Source organism: Nocardia sp. CDC159, from assembly GCF_023740735.1.
Lineage (GTDB): Bacteria > Actinomycetota > Actinomycetes > Mycobacteriales > Mycobacteriaceae > Nocardia > Nocardia pulmonis.
Genome location: NZ_JAMRXH010000004.1, coordinates 357,898 through 377,839, shown reverse-complemented (window position 1 = coordinate 377,839; position 19,942 = coordinate 357,898). Strand labels below are relative to the sequence as shown.

Below are 19,942 nucleotides of genomic sequence, written 5' to 3'. Positions count from 1 at the left end.
GTGACAACGTCACAGGGCGCCTGGTTGGTTCCCGACCGCGGCGTCCGGAGCCCGGCTGCCGCCGAGACTCCGGATCATCTCGGTGACGGCCGCGCGCACCGCCGCCAACCTGATCGTCCACCGGTCCCCCGCCAGTTTCAACCGCATCACCTCGGTGCCGTCGCGCCCGGCCAGGCCCAGGTAGACGGTGCCGACGGGGTGTCCGTCCTGCGGATCGGGGCCCGCGACGCCGGTCAGGCCGACGCCGAGGTCGGCCCCGCAGACCGTGCGCGCGCCCACCGCCAGCTGTTCGGCGGTACTCGCCGCGACCGGCCCGTCGAGGGCCAGTGTGTGTTCGCTCACCCTCGCCAGGCTGTGCTTGAGGTCGGTGGCGTAGACGATCAGTCCGCCGCGCAGCACCGTGCTCGCGCCGGGCACGCCCGCGATGGTCGCCGCCAGCAGACCCGCGGTCAGCGACTCCGCGGTGGCCACGGTGGTCCCACCGGCCCGCAGCAGTGCCACGAGCTCCGTCGCGGGAACGGCCGCGGCCAGCGGATCGGTCATGACCGCTTGACCGGTCCCGACCACAATCGGGCCGCCTGCACGACGTAATCCAGCCCGGTGACCACGGTCAGCGCGACCGCCAGGTACATGAGCAAATGCCCAGCGGTCTCGAACATCCCCGACAGCGGCAGCAGCAGCACACCGATCGCCAGCGACTGCACCAGGGTCTTGAGCTTGCCACCCCGCCCGGCCGGAATCACGCCGCGGCGCACCACGACCAGCCGCAGCAGCGTCACCCCGATCTCGCGCGCGCAGATGACCAGCGTGATCCACCAGGCCAGATCGCCCAGTGTCGACAGTCCGATCAGCGCCGCGCCGATCAGCGCCTTGTCCGCGATCGGATCGGCGAGTTTGCCGAAATCGGTGACCAGGCCGTATTTGCGGGCCAACTGCCCATCGATGCGATCGGTGATGGCGGCCGCGGCGAACAGCGCGGTCGCGCCGAGCCGCCAGCCGGTGTCGTGGCCGCCCGCAGCGAACAGCGCCAGCAGGAACAGCGGCACGATCAGGATGCGCAGCACCGTCAGGATGTTGGCGATATTCATCAGTGGTACGGCCGAGGGCTCCACCGTCCGCGCCGCCGCGGCGGGCACCAGATTCGCCGGCGCTCTCGTGGCCTCCACCCAGGCGCGGTCCATATCGTCGCTCTGCACGCTCACCGGCACCCCCCAACGGCCTCAACGACGGTTTCGGCCACGCCGCGGGCCCGGTCACGGACGGGCGATCGGGCGGGCTGGGTGTGCGGCACTCCACCAGACTATCGGTACCGAAGCCGACTACTGTGCACCCCATGACAACACGGGCACCACACAGTGATTCGATCGGCGGCGCGCCCGTGCCCGATGGCGACGCTCACGGGCCCTCCGTGGTTACGCAAGCTGCCGCCTCCGGGCCTGACGCGAGCGCCGCGACGAGCACCCCGATCGTGCGACGTGCCCGGACCTCGGACGTCCAGCAGATCAAGGACCTGGTCGACCGCTACGCGGGCAAGATCCTGCTGGAGAAGAATCTGGTCACCCTCTATGAATCGGTGCAGGAATTCTGGGTGGCCGAACTGGACGGGCGGCTGGTCGGCTGCGGCGCGCTGCACGTGCTGTGGGCCGATCTGGGCGAGGTGCGCACGGTGGCCGTGCATCCGGAGGTGAAGGGCAGGGGTATCGGGCGGCTGATCGTGGATCAGCTCATCACCATCGCCCGCGAACTGGAGCTGCGGCGGCTGTTCGTGCTCACCTTCGAGACCGAGTTCTTCGGGCGGCACGGCTTCGTGGAGATCGAGGGCACACCGGTCACCGCGGAGGTGTTCGCCGAGATGTGCCGGTCCTACGACACCGGTGTGGCGGAGTTCCTGGACCTCAGTTACGTCAAGCCGAACACCCTCGGCAATACTCGAATGCTGTTGACCCTCTAGTCGTTCCGGGAGTCGTTCATGGCGCTGTTCGCCGTCCACTACACCTATTCCGAGGCCACCGCCGCGCGCCGCGCCGAGCACCGCCCCGAACATCGGGGCTGGCTGTCGAGCCTGGTGGAGCAGGGTGTCGTGCTGACCAGCGGGCCGTATCAGGACGGCTCGGGCGCGCTGATCGTCTTCCGCGCCGAGGACGGCGAGTCGATGGGGAAGCTGCTGGCGCAGGATCCGTTCGCGCAGCACGGGCTCATCGATGCGGTGCGATTCGTGGAGTGGCAGCCGGTGCTGGGCGCGTTCACGGAATAATCCGGTGCGGCTCGGTTCCGCCGTATGCGACAGTCGGTCATCCACGAGTGGAATCACGGCCTGGGCGAGATCGTTTCGGCCGTACTGGCCGCCGGACTGGAGCTGACCGCCCTGGTCGAGCACGACAGCGCCCCGTGGCCCCCGCTGCCCGGCCGCATGGTGCGCGGTGAGGACGGCGAATGGCGGCTGCGCGAGCATCGCGAGCGCGTTCCGTTCACATTCACCCTGCAGGCCCGCAGGCCGCGATGATCGTCGTATGAGTCTTTCGCAGCATCTGCACGAGATCGGCCGCCCATGGGTCCAGCGGCAACTGGAACATCCGACCGTGGCCGGGATCGCAAGTGGTGAACTGCCCGATCCGGTCTTCCGGTCCTGGCTCGAGCAGGACTATCTGTTCCTGCTCGACTACGTGCGGGTGTTCACCCGGCTCGCCTGGCAGGCCCCGGCCGCCCATCTGGGCGATCTGGTCGATCTCGCGCACGCCACCTTCCACGACGAGCTGTCGCTGCACCGCGGCCTGGCCGCCGAATTCGACGCCGATCTGGAGTCCGCCGGCAAGGGCGGTCCGTGCGCGGCCTACACCGCCTTCCTGCTGGATTCGGCCGCGCACTATGCCGACGGGCTGGCCGCGCTCTATCCCTGCATGTGGGGCTATTCCACGCTCGGACAGCGCCTCGCCCAGCACCCGCCCGCCGATCCGCGCTATCGCCGCTGGGTCGACACCTACGCCGATCCCGGCTTCGCCGCCCTGACCCGGCGCTGCGCCCAGATGCTCGACGAGGTCGACGCCGACCCCGCGCGCGCCGAGCGGTTCTTCGTCGAGGGCATGCGACACGAGCTCGCCTTCTGGGACGTCCCCGGATAGGATGCCGACACCATATTCAACTGGTTGCATAGCGAGGTGGAGATGCATCCGTTCCGTGCTGCGGTCGAGGCTCGTGACGAGGCGGCGATCGAACAGCTATTGGCCGACGATGTCGTATTCACCAGCCCGGTGGCGTTCAAGCCGTATCCGGGCAAGGCGATCACCGCGGCGATCCTGCGCGCGGTGATGCGGGTGTTCGAGGACTTCCGCTACCTGCGCGAGATCGCCGATCCCAACGGCCGCGACACCGCCCTGGTCTTCGAGGCGACGGTCGCCGGGAAACGCCTCACCGGCTGCGATTTCGTGCATGTGAACGATGAGGGAAAGATCGACGACCTGATGGTGATGGTCCGCCCGCTGTCGGCGGCCTCAGCCCTGGCCGAGGCGATGGGCGCGCAGTTCGAGCGCATCCAGCGCGAGGCCGTCGAACAACTGCGACCCTAGCGTCGGACTTCACATTGCGTGGTACACGCGGTACAACATAATCTCGACCAGTACGCCAGGCCGAAAGATCCGAGCCACCCCCCAGCAATCACTGGAGTCCGGTAACCGACGCGAGGCGGCAACTCGATGACCGACAGTCGATCGATGTTTCGAACCTGGTGGCGCGACCGGGTCGACTATCGCTGGCTGGTCGAGACGATGGACTCCTTCGGCGCGCTGGGCCCGTTCAAGTTCATGCTCGGCGCGGGCGGAATCGTCATGCTGCTGATCGCGGTGCTCGCCTCGGTCGCCCAGGGCGATATCGGCGGACCGGTGGATATGGTCCAGGGAGTCGTGGAGGCCGTCGTGGCCGGGGCGTGGACCGTGCGCTGGTGGTTCCTGCCCTGGCCGCGCGAGCGCGAATCGCTGGTGTGGATCGCGATCTTCGACATCGATACGGCCGTCAACGACCTGCTCGTGCACGACCGGGTCATCGGGGTGCTGGGCGTCGTGCTGCTGATGGCGATGGGCGGATACGTCACGGTGTTCCACGGCCCGCGCATCCTGGCGCTGCACATCGGCTGGTCCGTCCTGGCCAGCGTGGCGCTGGCCACCCTGATCGCCACCGGCCGGTTGCCCGCGCGGCCGCCCGCGCAGAACTGGCGCCAGGACCTCGCCCTCGGCCTGGACATCGTGCTCGTGATGGTCGTCGTGGTCGGGGTGATCCTGCCCTTCGTGCAATTCTGCCACTGGCTGCTGCGGGTCAACGCCCTGTCCGATCCGCTGACCGGGCTGCTCAACCGGCGCGGGCTCGATTCGTATCTGATGTCGCGCATCGACCGGCGCATGCGGGGCTCGGCCTACGTCGCCACGCTGGATCTGGACCGCTTCAAGTCCGTCAACGACACCTTCGGACATCAGTTCGGCGACGAGGTCCTGGTCCGCACGGCCCGGCAGCTGCGCGCGGCCGCCGATCCCGGCACCCTCATCGCCCGCACGGGCGGTGAGGAGTTCGTCATAGTCGGCACCCTGCGCGACGAGGCGGCCGCGGTGGCCGAGCGGCTGCGCCGCGCGATCGAGACCGTGCCCGACCTGCCCATTACCATCACAGCCAGCGTCGGCCTGGCCGTCCTCGATGTCGCCTGTCCGGAGTTCCGTCACACCGAGGACGCCTACCGCCTGCTGCTGCGCTACTCCGACTCCGCGATGTACCGGGCGAAAAGCCTGGGCGGCAACACCGTTGTGATCGCCGACGGCAGCCCGGATCTGCCCGCTCCCCCGCGGCCCGCGCCCGCGCCGACGGCCGAGCTCGACGTGACGACGCCGCGCCCGCACTGAGCGCGAGGCGGATGTTCGCACCCAAGAACATGTGTCGCGTCACCGACTGTCGTAGGTTTGATCCATGAGTGAGGGCCTACGGTTCGTGTCGTCGGTCGAGGAACTCGACGCGCTACCGGTGATGTCGGTGATCATGGCGGCCAAGCCGTCGTGCGCGGTGTTCCAGAAGTGGGGCTACCAGCAGGGCAGAACGCCGAAATGGGTTCGGATCAAAAGCGATACGCCCTACACCGCCGAGGAGCTGTCCATCGGCATGTTCCCGCTCACCGCTCCGCAGCGGTCCCGCTTCGTCGTCCTCTACGACCCCTCGGTGCACGGCCACCCGAACGAGTGGGAGTCCGCCGCGGTGCAGGCGTGATGGATCGATCGGCGTCCTGGGCGAGGCTGCGGGCGCAGCGCGTCGCCCGGCTGGCGACGGTGAGCGCGGCCGGACAGCCGCATCTGGTGCCCGTCACCTTCGCCGTGGCCCCGACCGAACCCGTGGTGGTGATCGCCGTGGATCACAAACCCAAGACGACCACCGCGCTGCGGCGGCTGCGCAATATCGCCGAGAACGAACGGGTTTCGCTGCTCGCCGACGAGTACGACGAGGACTGGACCCGACTGTGGTGGGCCCGATTCGACGGTGCGGCAGCGGTTTTCACCGAGGGAACCGAACACCGCAACGCGATCGACTGGCTGACAACGAAATACGAGCAGTATCGGCGAACACCGCCGTCGGGACCGGTCGTACGAATAGTCGTCGATGCCGTTCGGGGCTGGTCCTACACCGATTGAGCGGCGAAACAATTCGGAAACACAATCGTAAGAAATCCGGTGAATCGGACGCTTTAAAAACGGTCTATTTCATACTTCCAGCTGGAAGTATGAATGCGGCAGTTCCGCCTGTCAACGAGGAACTCGGATGCGAACAACTTATTGACCGAGACTAGATGGAACTGTTATTTTCAGGCATCCGGTTCTTTTCGATCCGGTAGTCCAAACCGAATGCAGGCGCGACACTGTCGTCGCATGCCTGGGTTCAAGAAATCTCCACAGGTGAGTCGCCATGAGTTATGGAAACGCTCTTCGCCAAGACATCCGCAACGACAACATCACCCCGCTCATCGGAATCTACGACATGTACTCCGCGTCGCTGGCCTCCCAGCACTTCGGCGGCATGTTCGTATCGGGTTTCGGGTTCGCCGCCTCCTACTACGGCCTGCCCGATATCGGATTCATCGCCTGGCCGGACATCGTCGACTTCGTGCAGCGCCTCCGGCTGGCCTTCCCGCATCAGCATCTGCTGGTGGACATCGACGACGGCTACGTCGACCCCGAGGTCGCCTGCCATGTCGTCACGCATCTGGAACGCATCGGCGCGTCCGGTGTGATTCTCGAGGATCAGAAGCGGCCCCGGCGCTGTGGCCACGTCTCCGGCAAGCAGATCCTGCCGCTGGAGGAGTATCTGGAGAAGCTGAACCTGGTCCTGCAGACCCGCTCCGATCTGGTGGTCGTCGCCCGTACCGACGCCACCGAGGAGTCCGACATCCTGTATCGGGCGGCGGCCCTGGCCGATACCGATGCGGATGTGCTCCTGGTCGACGGCGTCCGCAGTGTGGACTGGATTCGCAAGGTACGCAAGGTCATCGGCGACAAGCCGCTGCTGTTCAACCAGATCGCCGGGGGTTTGTCACCGCGGCTGTCGCTGCCCGAACTGCAGGACCTGGGCGTGAATGTGGCCATCTATTCCACCCCGTGCCTGTTCGCCGCCCACACCGCCATCAACGACGCGCTGGCGCAGCTGCGGGCCGACGAGGGCCGGTTGCCGGAATTCGACGATTCCAGCATCGGCGTATCGGCGTCGCTATCGATGCTGGAGCGCAATATGGCCCGCAACCGCAAGGTCAGGCTCGCCGCCTGAAATACCCATCCGCGTCGCGGGTTCCGGCCGATCGGTAACGCCCTGGATATCGATCGGTACGCGACGCTCGACAATGCGCACGGGTGCCCCGGACATTCGCTCCGGGGCGCTCGTCGCATGCCATGCAGTGCTGTCGTCGGTTTATGAAATCCCGGCGTTAGGAGAGAGGGATAGCAGAACCGATGACCGATGGTTCCACCGTGCCCGGAGACGAGCAGGGCGGCAAGGGAATAGACCGCCGCGCCATATTCGGCGGCGCCGCGGCGGCCGCGGCGGCGCTGGGCGGCGGCCTGCTCGGCGCGAAGGCGAATGCGGCGGCGGCATCGATGCCGTCGGAAAGCGATCTGGCCACCCACCTCAATCAGGCCGATCACCTGTTCAAGCTCACCGCCTCCGCGCGGAAGAACTTCGCCGGGGGCTATCTGCAGGGCGCCGACGAGGAGACCTTCCCGATCCTGCGCGGCCAACACGGCTCGGTGTATTTCGTGCGCCTGGAGGTGGGCGGGTTCCGGGAGCCGCACTGGCACCCCACCGCCTGGGAGCTGAATTTCGTCATCTCCGGCAGTGCGAAGTGGACCGTGCTCGGCACCCATCCCGACGGGACCTACAGCAATGTGACCTTCGTGGCCGAGCAGGGCGATCTGGTCTTCGCACCGCAGGGCCATCTGCACTATTTCGAGAACGCCCGCACCGACGCGCCGCTCGAGGTACTGGTGTTCTTCAATTCCAGTGCGGTGGAACCCTATGACGACATCGGCATCGTGGCGGCCCTGAACGCCATGCCGCGCGATGTGCTCGCCGCCGCGTTCGGCGTGCCGGAGGCGGTGTTCGCCGCGATTCCGGGCGAGATCAAACCGGTGGTGATCGGGCGCCGCCGCTAGTCCCAGCCTCCCGCGTGCCGCGGCGACGCGGCGGTACGCTCACGCTGTTGTCGGCCGACGAAATCCCGGCGCACAGAAAGGGCACCCGATGCCGGAGGATTCGACTGAGCAGCAGGGCGAGAGCGGCAAGGGTATCGATCGGCGCATGGTCCTCGGTGGGGCGGCGGTGGCCGCGGCCGCGGTCGGCGGCGGGTTGATCGGGGCGAAGGCGAATTCGACCGAGCCCGCGCCGCTGCCGGGCGAGGGCGATATGGAACTGCGCCTCGATCGGGCCGAGCACCTCTTCAAGCTCACCGGCGCGGCGCGGACCAGCTTCGACGGCGGATATTTGCAAGGGGCGAACGAGCATACGTTCCCGATCCTGGGCGGGCAGCGCGGGTCGGTGTACTTCGTGCATCTCGACCCCGGCGGTTTCCGGGAACCGCACTGGCATCCCACGGCCTGGGAGCTGAACTTCGTCATCTCCGGCCGGGCCAAGTGGTCGATCCTGGGCACCCATCCCGACGGCACCTATCACAACACCGTCTTCGAGGCCGAGCAGGGCGATCTGGTCTTCGCCCCGCAGGGCCATCTGCACTACTTCGAGAACGCCCGCGCCGACGCGGGTTTGGAGGTGCTGGTGATCTTCAATTCCAGCGCGGGCGAACCCTACGACGACATCGGCATCGTGGCCTCGCTCAATGCCATGCCGCGCGATGTGCTCGCCGCGGCGTTCGGCGTGCCGGAGTCGGCGTTCACGGCCATCCCGACCGAGGTCAAACCGGTCGTGATCGGCCGCAAGCGCTAACTACTCCGGCGCGTCGCCGGTGTCGGGCGGCGGCTCGTCGCCCCCGCCGCGGATCGAGTACAGCACCCCGGGCAGTTCGTCCGGCTTCACCAGGACGTCGCGCGCCTTGGAACCCTCACTGGGACCGACGATTCCGCGCGTCTCCATCAGGTCCATCAGCCGACCGGCCTTGGCGAAGCCGACGCGCAGCTTGCGCTGCAGCATCGAGGTCGAGCCGAATTGCGAGGTCACCACGAGCTCGACGGCCTGCAGCAGCAGGTCCAGATCGTCGCCGATATCGGGATCGATGTCCTTGGCCTCACCGGCCTTGGCGGCGGTGACGCCCTCCTGGTAGTCCGGCTCGGCCTGATTCTTGGTGAATTCCACGACGGCCGCGATCTCCTCGTCGGAGATGAACGCGCCCTGCAGGCGGGTCGGCTTGGAGGCGCCCATCGGCAGGAACAGCCCGTCGCCCATGCCGATCAGCTTCTCCGCGCCGGGCTGGTCCAGGATGACGCGGGAGTCGGTGAGCGAGGAGGTGGCGAAGGCGAGGCGGGAGGGGACATTGGTCTTGATCAGACCGGTGACCACGTCGACCGACGGGCGCTGGGTGGCCAGCACCAGATGGATGCCCGCGGCGCGGGCCTTCTGGGTGATGCGCACGATCGCGTCCTCGACGTCGCGGGGCGCGGTCATCATCAGGTCGGCCAGCTCGTCGACGATCGCCAAGATGTAGGGATAGGGCCGGTAGACCCGCTCGCTGCCCAGCGGCGTGGTGATCTGGCCGGACTTCACCTTCTTGTTGAAGTCATCGATGTGGCGGACCTTGCTGGCCTGCATGTCCTGATAGCGCTGCTCCATCTCCTCCACCAGCCAGGCCAGCGCCGCGGCGGCCTTCTTGGGCTGGGTGATGATGGGGGTGATCAGATGCGGAATGCCCTCGTACGGGGTGAGTTCCACCATCTTGGGGTCGATGAGGATCATCCGGACCTCGTCGGGCGTGGCCCGCTGCAGCAAGGAAACCAGCATCGAGTTCACGAAGCTCGACTTGCCCGAACCGGTCGAACCGGCCACCAGCAGGTGCGGCATCTTCGCCAGGTTGGCGGACAGGAAATCGCCCTCGATGTTCTTGCCCAGGCCGATCACCAAGGGGTGGTGGTCGTTTCGGGTGGAGGGGGCCTTGAGCACATCGGCGAGGCGGACCAGTTCGCGGTCGGCGTTGGGCACCTCGATGCCGACGGCCGACTTGCCCGGGATCGGGGCGAGCAGCCGGACGTTCTCCGTCGCCACGGCGTAGGCGATGTTGCGGGCCAGCGCGGTGATCTTCTCGACCTTCACGCCGGGACCGAGTTCGACCTCGTAGCGGGTGACCGTCGGGCCGCGCACGAAGCCGGTGACCGCGGCGTCGATCTTGAACTGCACCAGCACCTCGGTGATCGCCTCGATCATCGATTCGTTGGCGGCGCTGCGCTTCTTGGGCGCGTCGCCGTCGACGAGCAGGGACAGCGGGGGGAGGTGGTAGTCGCCCTCGACCTCGCGTTCGGTGACGAATTCGAGTTGCTGGGGCGGCGGTGGTTCCGGGGTCTGGTCGACGACCTTCGGGGCCTTCTTGGGTTTCGGCTTCGGAGCCGGCTTTTCGGGTTCGGGGGTGACGATCTCCTTGGCGTCACGCAGCGGCGGCTCGCCGATCACCTCGGTGACCGCGTCGGAGCCGCCGAATTCGTCGGTCGGATAGTTCTCCTGAGGTGTTTTACCGCGCTTGCGCGCCGAGGTGCGGTGCTTCGGGAAACCGTCGGCGTCATAGCCTTCCGGGTCGTAGAGGCCGTATTGGCCGTCGTAGGCGTCGTATTCGTCGCCGCCGCTCGCCGTGCCGAACAGCTGGCGCAGCCGCTCGGGGACCTCGCGCACGGTGGTTCCGGTGACCAGCAGCAGGCCGAAGACCATGGTGAGCAACAGCAATGGCACCGCGAGCCAGGAGGTCAGGCCGTCGCGCAGCGGGCCACCCAGGACATAGCCAACGAATCCAGCGGCGTGGGCGCGGCCGTGCAGATCGGTCGGCGCGCCCGCGCCGATATGCCACAGTCCGAGCGCGGGTAAGCCGAGCAGGAATCCGCCCAGCACCAACCGGGGTCGGATCTCGGGATGCGGTTCGGTGCGCATGAGCACGACCGCGATGAAGGTGGCAACGAAAGGCAATGCGGCCGAGGCGGATCCGGAGATCCAGCGCACCGCGGTGTCGACCGCGTGCCCGACCGGGCCGCCCGCCGACAGCCAGACCGCGGCCGCGATGACGACGCTGAAGGCGATGAGTACCAGGGCGATTCCATCGCGGCGGTGCCCGTGCTCGATCTCTCCCGCCCGGCTCAGCGTGCGGGTCGTCGCGCCCATGCCGCGCGCGAGCATATTCCAGCCGTTGTTGATCCCCCGGCCGAATACGGCCAGCGGGGCGGTGTTCGACTGCCGGCGCGGTGCGGGGCGGCGCGCGGGAGCGGCCCGCCCGCGGGGCGTCGCCCGGGTCCGCGACCCACCGGAACGCGACCGTCCCGGGGTCCGTCCCCGGGCCGACCCCGCCCGCGAACTCGACGTAGCGCTGCCGCGGGACTTACCTGCCATGCCCCTCAGGCTAGCCGCAACCGCCCCACCGAGACCATCCGCAACACCCACACCAGGGACATCAGCGGTGTGATCCCCGCCGGGAAACCGTATGCCCCGTCCCGCTCAGCCAGCGAAATTCACGCGACCGCGCCGGAACGGCGCGGGGGCTCCTACCATGTATGTGCATGTCCCAACCCCACGCTGGTGTGGTGCAGATGAACGACGAAGACGTCAAGGCCGGTCAGGCGAAGCCGAGTATTGCTCGGACCTATAGCTATTTGCTCGGGGATCGTGACTACTACGCCGTCGATCAGGAGATCGGGCAGTACTTCATGGACGCGCTGCCCGGGTCGGTGCGGATCGCCACCACCGCGCGGCGCGCGGTGGAGCGGGCCGTCCGGGAGATCGCCCGCGACGGGGTGGGACAGTTCATCGACTTCGGCTGCGGTTTACCGACCGTGGACAACGTGCATCAGATCGCGCAGCGTGAGCTGCCGGATGCCCGGGTGGTGTACGTCGACAACGATCCGATCGTGGTCGCGCACGGCCGCGCGAGGATGGCGACCGATGGGCAGACCATCGTCATCCTCGCCGACGCCCGCGACCCCGCGTCGATCTACGACAATGCCGACGCCCGGTCGCTGCTCGATTTCGACCAGCCGGTCGGCCTGCTGTTCAGCGCCGTCCTCGGCTTCGTCAACGACGACGAGGACCCGTACGGCATCGTCCGGTTCTGGGTCGAGCGCATCGCGTCCGGGAGTCGGGTCTACATCGCCCACTTCCGTTCCGGCTACAACGAGGAGACCGTCGCGACCGAGCAGAAGCTACAGGGCACCTGGGGACGCGGCCGCTGGCGCGGCGATTCGGAGATCACCAAGCTGTTCGCCGGACTCGACATCCTCCCACCCGGGCTGGTCCCGTGCGCGCAGTGGCGACCGGAGTCGGGCCCGCGCGAGATCACCTCGTGGGAACAGCTGATCGTCTCGGGCCTGGCCGCCAAGCCCTAGACGCTGCGATCGGCCGCGAACACCGCCCGCACCCCGTCCTCCGATCCGACGGTCTCGAGCCGAACCTCGTTGCGGCCGAACGCGTGCAGGAGGAGCTCCGAGGGCTTACCGGTGAGCACCACCGCGTCACCGCCGACATTGTGGGCGGTGACGCGCTCACCCTCGGGCGTCGCCAACACCACACTCACCGGCGACTTGCGGTAGGCCATCTTGGCCATGCGGCGCAACACATTCCACAGCCGTGCCTCGTCCGCGGCGCTCAACTCCCGTGGCTCCCAACCGGGTCGGCCGCGGCGCACATCCTCGTGGTGGACGAACATCTCGGTGAGATTGGCAACCGCGTCGATCGGGCGCAGCGGCGACCACCACGGCGGCCCGGTGCGGATCTGCTCGAGCAGGTCGGGGAACGGCTTGCGCGCCACCGACGCCTGCACCGATTCGGTATATCCCGCAAGCGGTTTCAGCAGGATGCCGGGCGAGGCATCCGGCCGCCGCTCGCGCACCACCAGATGCGCGGCCAGCTCGCGAACGGTCCAGGACCCGCACAGGGTCGGCGCGTCCGGACCGGCCGCTGTCATGGTCACGACCAGGGCACGACGCTCTCGCTGGGCCAGACTCATGTCCCGAGAATAACCGCACCGAATCGGCCCACTCTGTGGGCCGGGCCACACCCGCGTCAGACGCCGATGACGGTCGGAACGATCATCGGCCGCCGCCGGTAGGCCTCGGCCACCCAGCGCCCGACCACCCGCCGCACGCCCTGCGCGATGCGATGGGTTTCGGTCACCCCCTCGCTCGCCAGCCGCATGAGCTCGGCCTCGACCAGCTCCTGCGCCTCGGCCAGCGCGCCCGGATCGTCGGAGAAGCCGCGCCCGGACACCTCCGGCGCGCTGACCGCCTTGCCGGTGGCGGCGTCCACGGCGACGGTGATGGCGATGAAACCGCCCTCGCCCAGGATCAACCGGTCCGACAGCGTGGACTCGCCGACGTCGCCGACCGACAGGCCGTCGACATAGACCTGGCCGACCGGATACCGGCCGACGATCGAGGCAATGCCGTCGACCAGATCGACCACCACGCCGTCCTCGGCCAGCACCACGCGATCCTCGGGCACACCCGTGGCGACCGCGAGCGCCGCATTGGCCCGCAGATGCCGCCATTCGCCGTGCACCGGCATGGCATTGGTGGGCCGCACCGCGTTGTACAGGTAGAGCAGCTCACCGGCCGAGGCGTGGCCGGAGACGTGCACCTTCGCGCTCTGCTGGGTCACCACGGTCGCGCCGAGCCGGGCCAGGCCGTTCACGACCGCGAAGACCGCGTTCTCGTTGCCCGGGATCAGCGACGAGGCCAGCACCACCAGATCGTCGGCGCGAATATTGATCTGCCGATGATCGCCGCGGGCCATTCGCGACAGCGCCGACAGCGGTTCGCCCTGCGAGCCGGTGGAGATCAGCACCAGCTTGTGCACCGGCAGATTGGCCGCCTGATCCAGATCCACGACGAGCCCGTCGGGAATGTTCAGATAGCCCAGATCCTGGGCGATCTGCATATTGCGGACCATCGACCGCCCGACGAAGCACACCCGGCGGTTGTGCCGCTCGGCCACGTCGACCACCTGCTGGATGCGGTGCACATGGCTGGCGAAGGAGGCGACGATGACGCGGCCGGTGGCCTTGCCGATCACGTTGTCCAGCACCGGCCCGATCTCGCGTTCGGGGGTGACGAAACCGGGGACCTCGGCATTGGTCGAGTCGACCAGGAACAGGTCCACGCCCTCGTCGCCGAGGCGGGAGAATCCGGCCAGGTCGGTGAGGCGACCGTCCAGCGGCAGCTGGTCGAGTTTGATGTCGCCGGTGTGCAGCGCCAGCCCGGCCGGGGTGCGCACCGCCACCGCGATGGCGTCCGGAATCGAGTGGTTGACCGCGAAGTACTCGCACTCGAACGGGCCGTGCGTGGTCTTCTCGCCCTCGGTGACCTCGATCAGCTTGGGCTGCAACCGATGCTCACGGCATTTGGCGGCGACCAGCGCGAGGGTGAACTTCGAGCCGACGACCGGAATATCGGGGCGCTGGCGCAGCAGGAACGGCACCGCGCCGATGTGGTCCTCGTGGCCGTGGGTCAGCACGACCGCGGCGACATCGTCCATCCGGTCTTCGATGGGCCGGAAGTCGGGCAGGATCAGATCGACGCCCGGCTGTTGATCCTCGGGGAACAGCACGCCGCAGTCGATGATCAGCAACTTGCCGTCGAACTCGAACACCGTCATGTTGCGGCCGATTTCGCCGATGCCACCGAGGGCGAACACCCGCAGGCCGTTGCGCGGCAGCGCGGGCGGCAGCGGCAGGGCGTGCGGATCGGCAGCCGGGGCCTGCGGCTCGGCCTGGGGTTCGACACGGCCGCGACCGTTCTGGCGACCGCGACCCCGACGGGAGCGATCGCCTCGACCGGAATCCGACTGTGCCGCGGCACGTTCCGGCTCCCGGCGGGGCTGGCCCCGATCGCGGCCGGCCGATTCGCGCTCCGGCGCGCGGCGGGCCTCGGCCTCCCGCAGGGTCTGCTCGGCCTCGCGCGCGGTCTGTTGCGCGTGGCGTTCGGCGGCCCTGGCCTGTTCGGTGACCTCGATCGGGGGCACGGGATCGGGTGCGCCCGCGGCCCGGCTCGCGGCTCGTCTGCGGACACGGCGATTGTTCACTGGATCATTACTCATAGGCTCACTCACGCGATCACTCCCGCCGCTTCCAGATCGGCGATGATCGCATGCAACTGTTCGGTATCGGGCAGCAGCTGCGGCAACCGCGGCGCGCCCACCTCGACGCCGAGCACGCGCAGCGCGCCCTTGATCAGCGAGACGCCGCCGACCCGGGCCATCGCGCGCATCAGCGGCAGCATCGAGGCATTGACGTCCCGGGCCCGGACGACATCGCCCGCGAGATAGGCCTCGCGCAGCGCGACCAGCCGCTCCGGCACGAGATGGCCGATGACGCTGATGAATCCGACCGCGCCGACCGACAGCCAGGGCAGGTTCAGCACATCGTCGCCGGAGTAGTAGTCCAGCCCGGTCTCGGCGATGATCTCCGCGCCCGCGCCCAGATCGCCCTTGGCGTCCTTGACCGCGACGATGCGCGGATGCTCGGCCAGGCGACGCAGCGTCTCCGGGGCGATCGGCACGACCGAACGCGGCGGAATGTCGTACAGGGTGATGGGCAGATCGGTGGCGTCGGCGACCGCGGTGAAGTGTGCGACCAGGCCCTCCTGCGAGGGGCGCGAGTAGTACGGGGTCACGACCAGCAAACCGTGCGCACCCGCGCGCTGGGCGTTGCGGGCCAGTTCGATGCTGTGCGCGGTGTCGTAGGTTCCGGCCCCGGCGATCACCGTCGCGCGCGAGCCGACGGCCTCGACGACGGCGTGCAGCAGGTCGAACTTCTCCGACTCGGTGGTGGTCGGCGATTCGCCGGTGGTACCGGAGATGGCGAGCAGGTCGACGCCGCGGTCGACCAGGTTGGTAGCCAGGGCGACGCCGGTTTCGACATCGAGCTTGCCCTCGGCGGTAAAGGGGGTCACCATCGCGACACCGACCGTGCCGGACGCGCGCAGCTCGGTTCGCGTCGATTCACCGTACGTCATGGTCGGAAAGGCTACCCGGTCGCAGAACCGCCGTTGAACCGTTGTCCGTGTAATCGACCGGCGTGGATGCCCGGGTATCCTGCGACGACTCCGGTGACGCCATTTTGCCGGTTGCGTGATGTCAGATATGACGTCACGCTGGTGTCATGGATTTGAACGCCTACACCGCCCGGCTGCGCGAGGACCTGATCGCCGCCGCCGCCCTCGGCGACGAGAAGACCCAGGCCACCGCCGCGGCGCTGGCCGCGGCCACCGAGAACGCCGCCCGGCTCACGCTGCTGGCCGCGCTGTCGGAACTGGCCGCCGAGATCAGCACGGCCCTCGGCGACCGCACCGTGCACGTTTCGGTGGACGGCACCGATGCCCGCGTCGACGTCCGCCCCAACGCCACCGACGAACCGCACAACCCCACCTTCGAGGAAATGACCGGCGACATCAGCCGCGTCACCCTGCGCCTGGTCGAAAACATCAAGGCCCGCGCCGAGGAGGCCGCCGCCCAGAGCGGCCAATCCCTCAACTCCTGGCTGTCCACCGCCGTGCAGGGCGCCCTGCGCGACCAGATGCGCCGGGGCGGGCCGGGCCGCTGCGACAGCTAAAGGATCAATCCGACACCCTGACGTTGCCGTCGGTATCGATCTCCGTGCGCCGGTCGTGGTCCGGCGCATGGGCGAGCACCGTGGCCAGCACGCGGCGACCCTGCGGCAGGACGCGCACGGTGACCGAGCCGATGTTGGCGGCGTCCAATTCCCTGGTGGCGGCCTCGATCACGCGCTGACGGACCCACGGGGGGACACCGGCGAAGCCGCCGTCGTCGAGCAGTACCACCTCGACGCCGCGGGCCCGGGCGCCGCGGGCCGCCCCGCTGAGCTCGTCGGTGACCAGCTGGGGCGCGCGCAGGCCGTCGCGCAGTTCGGCCTCCAGCAGGCGGCATTCCTCGCGTTCGGCGACGCTGAGCGCCGCACCCTCGGCGATGCGCTCCAGGATGGGCCGCGCGACCCGGTCGAGCCGGGCCAGCTGCCGGATCCGCTCGCCGTCGGCGGCGGCCATGGTCGCCTCGGCGGCGGCGCGGATGGTCGCCTCCTCGCGCAGGCGGCGCAGCGACTGCTGGGTCGGCCGCATGATCAGCGCGAATACCGAGATCGCCACGACCGTGCCGACCGGCACGATGGGCGCGACGATCGTGCTGATCGACTGACCCATCCGCGCGCCCCAGATCGCGATGACCCCGGCCACCCCGCCCACGCCGAGCCAGGCCCAGCCCATCCGCCCGCGCAGCACCAGCACCGCGAGCACATAGGACGAGGCGAAGGTGGTCCACAGCATGTGATGGGTGCGGTCGACGCCCATGGAGGACATGGTCAGCGCCGCGGCCACGGGTGCGGACATCGCCACGAACGCGGTCACCGTCAGCGGCAACGGATCGATCGGCACCACCAGCACCAGCGCCCCGGCGGTCACCAGCACCGCCAGCGCGGTCAGCGCCGCGGCCGGCGGCGCGGTCTCCAGATTGCCGAGCATGTAGAGCACGATGGTCAGTTCCAGGATCACCAGGAACAGCCACGCCATCCCGCCGCGCAGTCCGAGCAGATCGCGAAAACCGAAGCGCGCGTCGGCATCCGAGATCGGATCAGTGCGAACCATCGCCACCCCACACCAGCGTCACCGTGGTCCCCTCCCCCGGTTGCGATTCCACGAATCCGGCCCCACCGGCCAGCTGCCGCATCCGCCCCAGAATGCTCACCGAGATGCCGAGCCGGTCGGCCGACACCTGCCGCACGTCGAATCCCGCGCCGTCGTCGGCGAAGACGAGCCGGATACTGCCCGCGCTGATGGTGCAGGTGACCGTCCGATGCACCGTCCGCCCCGGCACCGCGGCGTGGCGCAGACTGTTGCGCACCGCCTCGCCGAGCGCCGCCGCCAGGGTGGCGGCCACATGCACGGGCATGCGCAGATCGTCGAATCCGGGCCACGTGCGGGTGGCGAAGCGGACGCTCGGGTTCACCTCGTGCACGGCCGATCTCAGGAAGATGACCGCGGCGCGCGCGTCGAGTACATCGGGTTCGTGGGTCTGCACGCGAATCTCGTCGAGCTGTTCGAGGGTGCGCTCGGCCTGCCGACGCAGCACCTCCGAACTCTCGCCGCCGCGGGAGGCGTCGAGCAGGGTGGACAGCACGGCGTCGTGGATGAGCGCGGCGAACCGGGCGCGCTCGTGATCCCGGGCGGCCGCCGCCGCGGCGGCCGCGGCCCGGCGGCTCGCGATCGCCGATTCCCGGTCCACCTGCGCCGCCGCGCCCAGGGCGCAGGTCGCGCACCACAGGAACAGCGCCGACAGCCCGAAGATCCGGGCGAACGCCGACAGCGCCGAGGCGGCGGTGAAATCCTCGACCAGGAAGATATTGGTCCCCGCCGCGGCCGCCGAACTCAGCACGAGATAGCCGATCGCCGAGCGGCGCGACCATGCCAGGGCCGCGGCCACCACGCCCAGCGGCACCATCCGATACATCCACAGCGCATTCGCGTCGATGCTGTGCGGATGCAGTGCGAAGGGCGTCGTGGCAAGAGCCGCGAGGTAACTCAACGCGGTGAGCCCGGCCAGCGCGCGGATCCAGCGGGTGGGAGCGCCGATCGAGACCGCGGCCAGCACCGGGAACAGCCCGAACATCAAGGCGACCGCGGCGGGTGTCCACCACTCGGCCGCGTGCCGACTCTGCTGGGTGATCTCGGGCAGATCGACCAGCCCCATGATCACACCGCCGATGCCCACCGACAGTCCCAACCGCCGGATGATGCGATCGAACGCCACCGCGCTCATATCCTGCTCCACCGTAGACCGACCTCGCCACCATGCCGCGATTCGCGGTAGCAGTCCCGGTCGGGACAGCGGAGTCTCCAACGCACCGGCGGCAATCACGACAGCGCCTTACCCGGCACTGCCCTGTCGGCCGTACCCATCGCGAGCTCTCTCATACGCGCGGCGAGCGCTCGGGCACCGGCAGCCACCCGTCCTCGACCGCCCGTTTGTACAGGTCGGTCTTGGTGGGGGCCGGGCGACCGGCGTCGGCGTATTTCTGCCGGATGCGTCCCAGATAGTCGTTGACGGTCTGCTCGGACAGCCCGGTCAGCCGGGCCACGCGCGAGGCCTTCTCACCCGAGGCGTAGAGCGTGAGCACCTCCTGCTGGCGCGGGCTCAGGCCGACGTCGGACAGCTGCGGGTCGCTGTCGATCGCGGCGGCCCAGTCGGTGGTCACCACCTGTTCGCCCGAGGCCGCCGCGCGCACGGCCGAGACCACGGTCTGCACATCCTCGGACTTGCGCACCACCCCGAGCACCCCGGCCCGCGCGGCCGAACGCACCAGGAACGGGTTGTCGGCGCCGGTGAACACCAACACCTCGAGGCCGCGCTCACGCAGCGCGCGCACGTTGTCCTCCGGCGTGGACCCGTCGGCCAACCGCAGATCCAGCACCACCAAATCCAATTCCGGTGCGGCCGAAAGCAATTCACCAACCGTACCCGCGGTGAGGACCAGTTCCAGATCGGGTTCGGGGGCCAGCATGGTGGCCAGACCGAGCGCGACGGACTCGTGGTCCTCGACAAGCCCGATCCGGGCCGGTCCAGACGTCCCCTGCTGTGTCGCCTCCACGGCGCAGTCACCTTCTTCCCAAATTCCCGCGAACCCTGCGCCCCGGAATTCCGACCGCGCGCAGGCAGGTCCCGGAGCTTACCTATCTGACGAGTATGCCGGGGTCGGGCGCTCAGGTGTGAGCCACAAGAAATCGGGGGACAGTGTGCGGCGGAATTCGCTCAAACCATCAACCGGGCCGCGATCGTCCCGCCGAGCTCCCAGCAGCGCTCACGCGCCGATTTGTCCGGCGCGCCGCTGACGATCACCGGCGCGGCCGCTTTTTCCCAGCCCAGCCCGGTGGTAATGGTCTCGATCCCCCGTTCGGCGCCCTCGGTTCCCTGATTACCGTGGATGTAGTATCCGAACGGGCGGCCGCGAGTGGAGTCCAGGCACGGGTAGTAGAACGTGTCGAAGGCGTGTTTGAGCGCACCGGACATATAGCCAAGATTCGCGGGCGTACCCAGCAGATAACCGTCGGCCTCGAGAACATCGCTCGCAGTGACGGCCAGCGCCGCCCGTCGAACCACCTCGACCCCCTCGATCTCGGGGTCGGTCGCCCCCGACAGCACGGCCTCGAACATCTCCTGCGTATGCGGGGACGGCGTGTGATGAACGATCAGCAACCGAGCCATGCCGTCGAGCCTAACGAGAAGGGAGTTTCGG

The 19,942-nt window shown here is 68.6% G+C and carries 23 protein-coding genes; 13 read left to right on the top strand and 10 right to left on the bottom strand.

Going from position 1 to position 19,942, the window contains the following annotated elements:
* Positions 1–9: 9 nt before the first annotated feature.
* The gene (locus NDR87_RS11750; RefSeq protein ID WP_251911593.1) at positions 10–543 is read right to left on the bottom strand and encodes a CinA family protein; all 534 of its coding nucleotides are present in this window, start codon (positions 541–543) and stop codon (positions 10–12) included.
* Complete coding sequence (gene pgsA / locus NDR87_RS11745) at positions 540–1,202, bottom strand: CDP-diacylglycerol--glycerol-3-phosphate 3-phosphatidyltransferase (RefSeq protein WP_372494142.1); 663 nt, start codon at positions 1,200–1,202, stop codon at positions 540–542. The genes NDR87_RS11750 and pgsA overlap by 4 nt, the downstream gene beginning before the upstream one ends.
* A gap of 131 nt (positions 1,203–1,333) precedes the next feature.
* On the opposite strand from pgsA, the gene NDR87_RS11740 reads away from it, so the two are divergent.
* From NDR87_RS11740 to NDR87_RS11690, 11 genes are all read left to right on the top strand, one after another.
* Positions 1,334–1,951, top strand: coding sequence for an amino-acid N-acetyltransferase (locus tag NDR87_RS11740; RefSeq protein WP_251911589.1), 618 nt, complete (start codon positions 1,334–1,336; stop codon positions 1,949–1,951).
* Between the two features lie 18 nt (positions 1,952–1,969).
* A complete protein-coding gene (locus NDR87_RS11735; RefSeq protein WP_251911586.1) occupies positions 1,970–2,254 on the top strand; it encodes a YciI family protein in 285 nt (94 codons plus the stop codon).
* Positions 2,255–2,278: 24 nt separating this feature from the next.
* Positions 2,279–2,503 (top strand): hypothetical protein, encoded by a 225-nt coding sequence (locus NDR87_RS11730; RefSeq protein ID WP_251911584.1) that lies wholly within the window; start codon positions 2,279–2,281, stop codon positions 2,501–2,503.
* A gap of 7 nt (positions 2,504–2,510) precedes the next feature.
* Entirely contained in the window at positions 2,511–3,119 is a 609-nt protein-coding gene (locus NDR87_RS11725; protein ID WP_251911581.1) for a TenA family protein, read from the top strand.
* A gap of 42 nt (positions 3,120–3,161) precedes the next feature.
* Positions 3,162–3,563, top strand: coding sequence for a nuclear transport factor 2 family protein (locus NDR87_RS11720; RefSeq protein WP_251911843.1), 402 nt, complete (start codon positions 3,162–3,164; stop codon positions 3,561–3,563).
* 144 nt (positions 3,564–3,707) lie between these two features.
* Positions 3,708–4,880 (top strand): diguanylate cyclase, encoded by a 1,173-nt coding sequence (locus NDR87_RS11715; RefSeq protein WP_251911578.1) that lies wholly within the window; start codon positions 3,708–3,710, stop codon positions 4,878–4,880.
* Between the two features lie 64 nt (positions 4,881–4,944).
* Positions 4,945–5,238, top strand: coding sequence for a hypothetical protein (locus NDR87_RS11710; protein WP_251911575.1), 294 nt, complete (start codon positions 4,945–4,947; stop codon positions 5,236–5,238).
* The gene (locus tag NDR87_RS11705) at positions 5,238–5,657 is read left to right on the top strand and encodes a TIGR03668 family PPOX class F420-dependent oxidoreductase (RefSeq protein WP_251911842.1); all 420 of its coding nucleotides are present in this window, start codon (positions 5,238–5,240) and stop codon (positions 5,655–5,657) included. The genes NDR87_RS11710 and NDR87_RS11705 overlap by 1 nt, the downstream gene beginning before the upstream one ends.
* Positions 5,658–5,928: 271 nt before the next feature.
* Positions 5,929–6,783, top strand: coding sequence for an oxaloacetate decarboxylase (locus NDR87_RS11700; protein WP_251911573.1), 855 nt, complete (start codon positions 5,929–5,931; stop codon positions 6,781–6,783).
* 182 nt (positions 6,784–6,965) lie between these two features.
* Complete coding sequence (locus NDR87_RS11695; RefSeq protein WP_251911570.1) at positions 6,966–7,664, top strand: cupin domain-containing protein; 699 nt, start codon at positions 6,966–6,968, stop codon at positions 7,662–7,664.
* 88 nt (positions 7,665–7,752) lie between these two features.
* Positions 7,753–8,451, top strand: coding sequence for a cupin domain-containing protein (locus NDR87_RS11690; protein ID WP_251911567.1), 699 nt, complete (start codon positions 7,753–7,755; stop codon positions 8,449–8,451).
* Here NDR87_RS11690 and NDR87_RS11685 read toward each other — a convergent pair whose 3' ends face one another.
* Positions 8,452–11,043, bottom strand: a complete 2,592-nt coding sequence (locus NDR87_RS11685) for a DNA translocase FtsK (protein WP_251911564.1) — start codon at positions 11,041–11,043, stop codon at positions 8,452–8,454.
* Between the two features lie 167 nt (positions 11,044–11,210).
* Between NDR87_RS11685 and NDR87_RS11680 the strand changes: the two genes are divergently transcribed.
* Positions 11,211–12,032, top strand: coding sequence for an SAM-dependent methyltransferase (locus NDR87_RS11680; RefSeq protein ID WP_251911561.1), 822 nt, complete (start codon positions 11,211–11,213; stop codon positions 12,030–12,032).
* On the opposite strand, the gene NDR87_RS11675 is transcribed toward NDR87_RS11680, so the two are convergent.
* The 3 genes from NDR87_RS11675 to dapA are packed head-to-tail and all read right to left on the bottom strand — an operon-like array spanning position 12,029 to position 15,656.
* A complete protein-coding gene (locus NDR87_RS11675) occupies positions 12,029–12,652 on the bottom strand; it encodes a TIGR03085 family metal-binding protein (protein ID WP_251911558.1) in 624 nt (207 codons plus the stop codon). The genes NDR87_RS11680 and NDR87_RS11675 overlap by 4 nt on opposite strands.
* Before the next feature lie 56 nt (positions 12,653–12,708).
* Positions 12,709–14,739 (bottom strand): ribonuclease J, encoded by a 2,031-nt coding sequence (locus NDR87_RS11670; RefSeq protein WP_251911555.1) that lies wholly within the window; start codon positions 14,737–14,739, stop codon positions 12,709–12,711.
* 8 nt (positions 14,740–14,747) lie between these two features.
* On the bottom strand, positions 14,748–15,656 hold the full coding sequence (gene dapA, locus NDR87_RS11665; RefSeq protein ID WP_251911552.1) for a 4-hydroxy-tetrahydrodipicolinate synthase: 909 nt from the start codon (positions 15,654–15,656) through the stop codon (positions 14,748–14,750).
* Positions 15,657–15,802: 146 nt separating this feature from the next.
* Here dapA and NDR87_RS11660 point away from each other — a divergent pair, with 146 nt between their 5' ends.
* A complete protein-coding gene (locus NDR87_RS11660) occupies positions 15,803–16,252 on the top strand; it encodes a hypothetical protein (protein ID WP_251911550.1) in 450 nt (149 codons plus the stop codon).
* Between the two features lie 4 nt (positions 16,253–16,256).
* Here NDR87_RS11660 and NDR87_RS11655 read toward each other — a convergent pair whose 3' ends face one another.
* The 4 genes from NDR87_RS11655 to NDR87_RS11640 form a co-directional block, all read right to left on the bottom strand.
* Positions 16,257–17,297 carry a hypothetical protein gene (locus NDR87_RS11655; protein WP_251911548.1) on the bottom strand — a complete coding sequence of 347 codons (1,041 nt, stop codon included), beginning with the start codon at positions 17,295–17,297 and terminating at the stop codon, positions 16,257–16,259.
* Positions 17,284–18,468 (bottom strand): sensor histidine kinase, encoded by a 1,185-nt coding sequence (locus NDR87_RS11650; protein WP_251911546.1) that lies wholly within the window; start codon positions 18,466–18,468, stop codon positions 17,284–17,286. The genes NDR87_RS11655 and NDR87_RS11650 overlap by 14 nt, the downstream gene beginning before the upstream one ends.
* A 151-nt stretch (positions 18,469–18,619) precedes the next feature.
* Positions 18,620–19,297, bottom strand: a complete 678-nt coding sequence (locus NDR87_RS11645; RefSeq protein WP_251911543.1) for a response regulator transcription factor — start codon at positions 19,295–19,297, stop codon at positions 18,620–18,622.
* 161 nt (positions 19,298–19,458) lie between these two features.
* Entirely contained in the window at positions 19,459–19,911 is a 453-nt protein-coding gene (locus NDR87_RS11640) for a flavodoxin family protein (RefSeq protein WP_251911540.1), read from the bottom strand.
* Between the last annotated feature and the right edge of the window lie 31 nt (positions 19,912–19,942).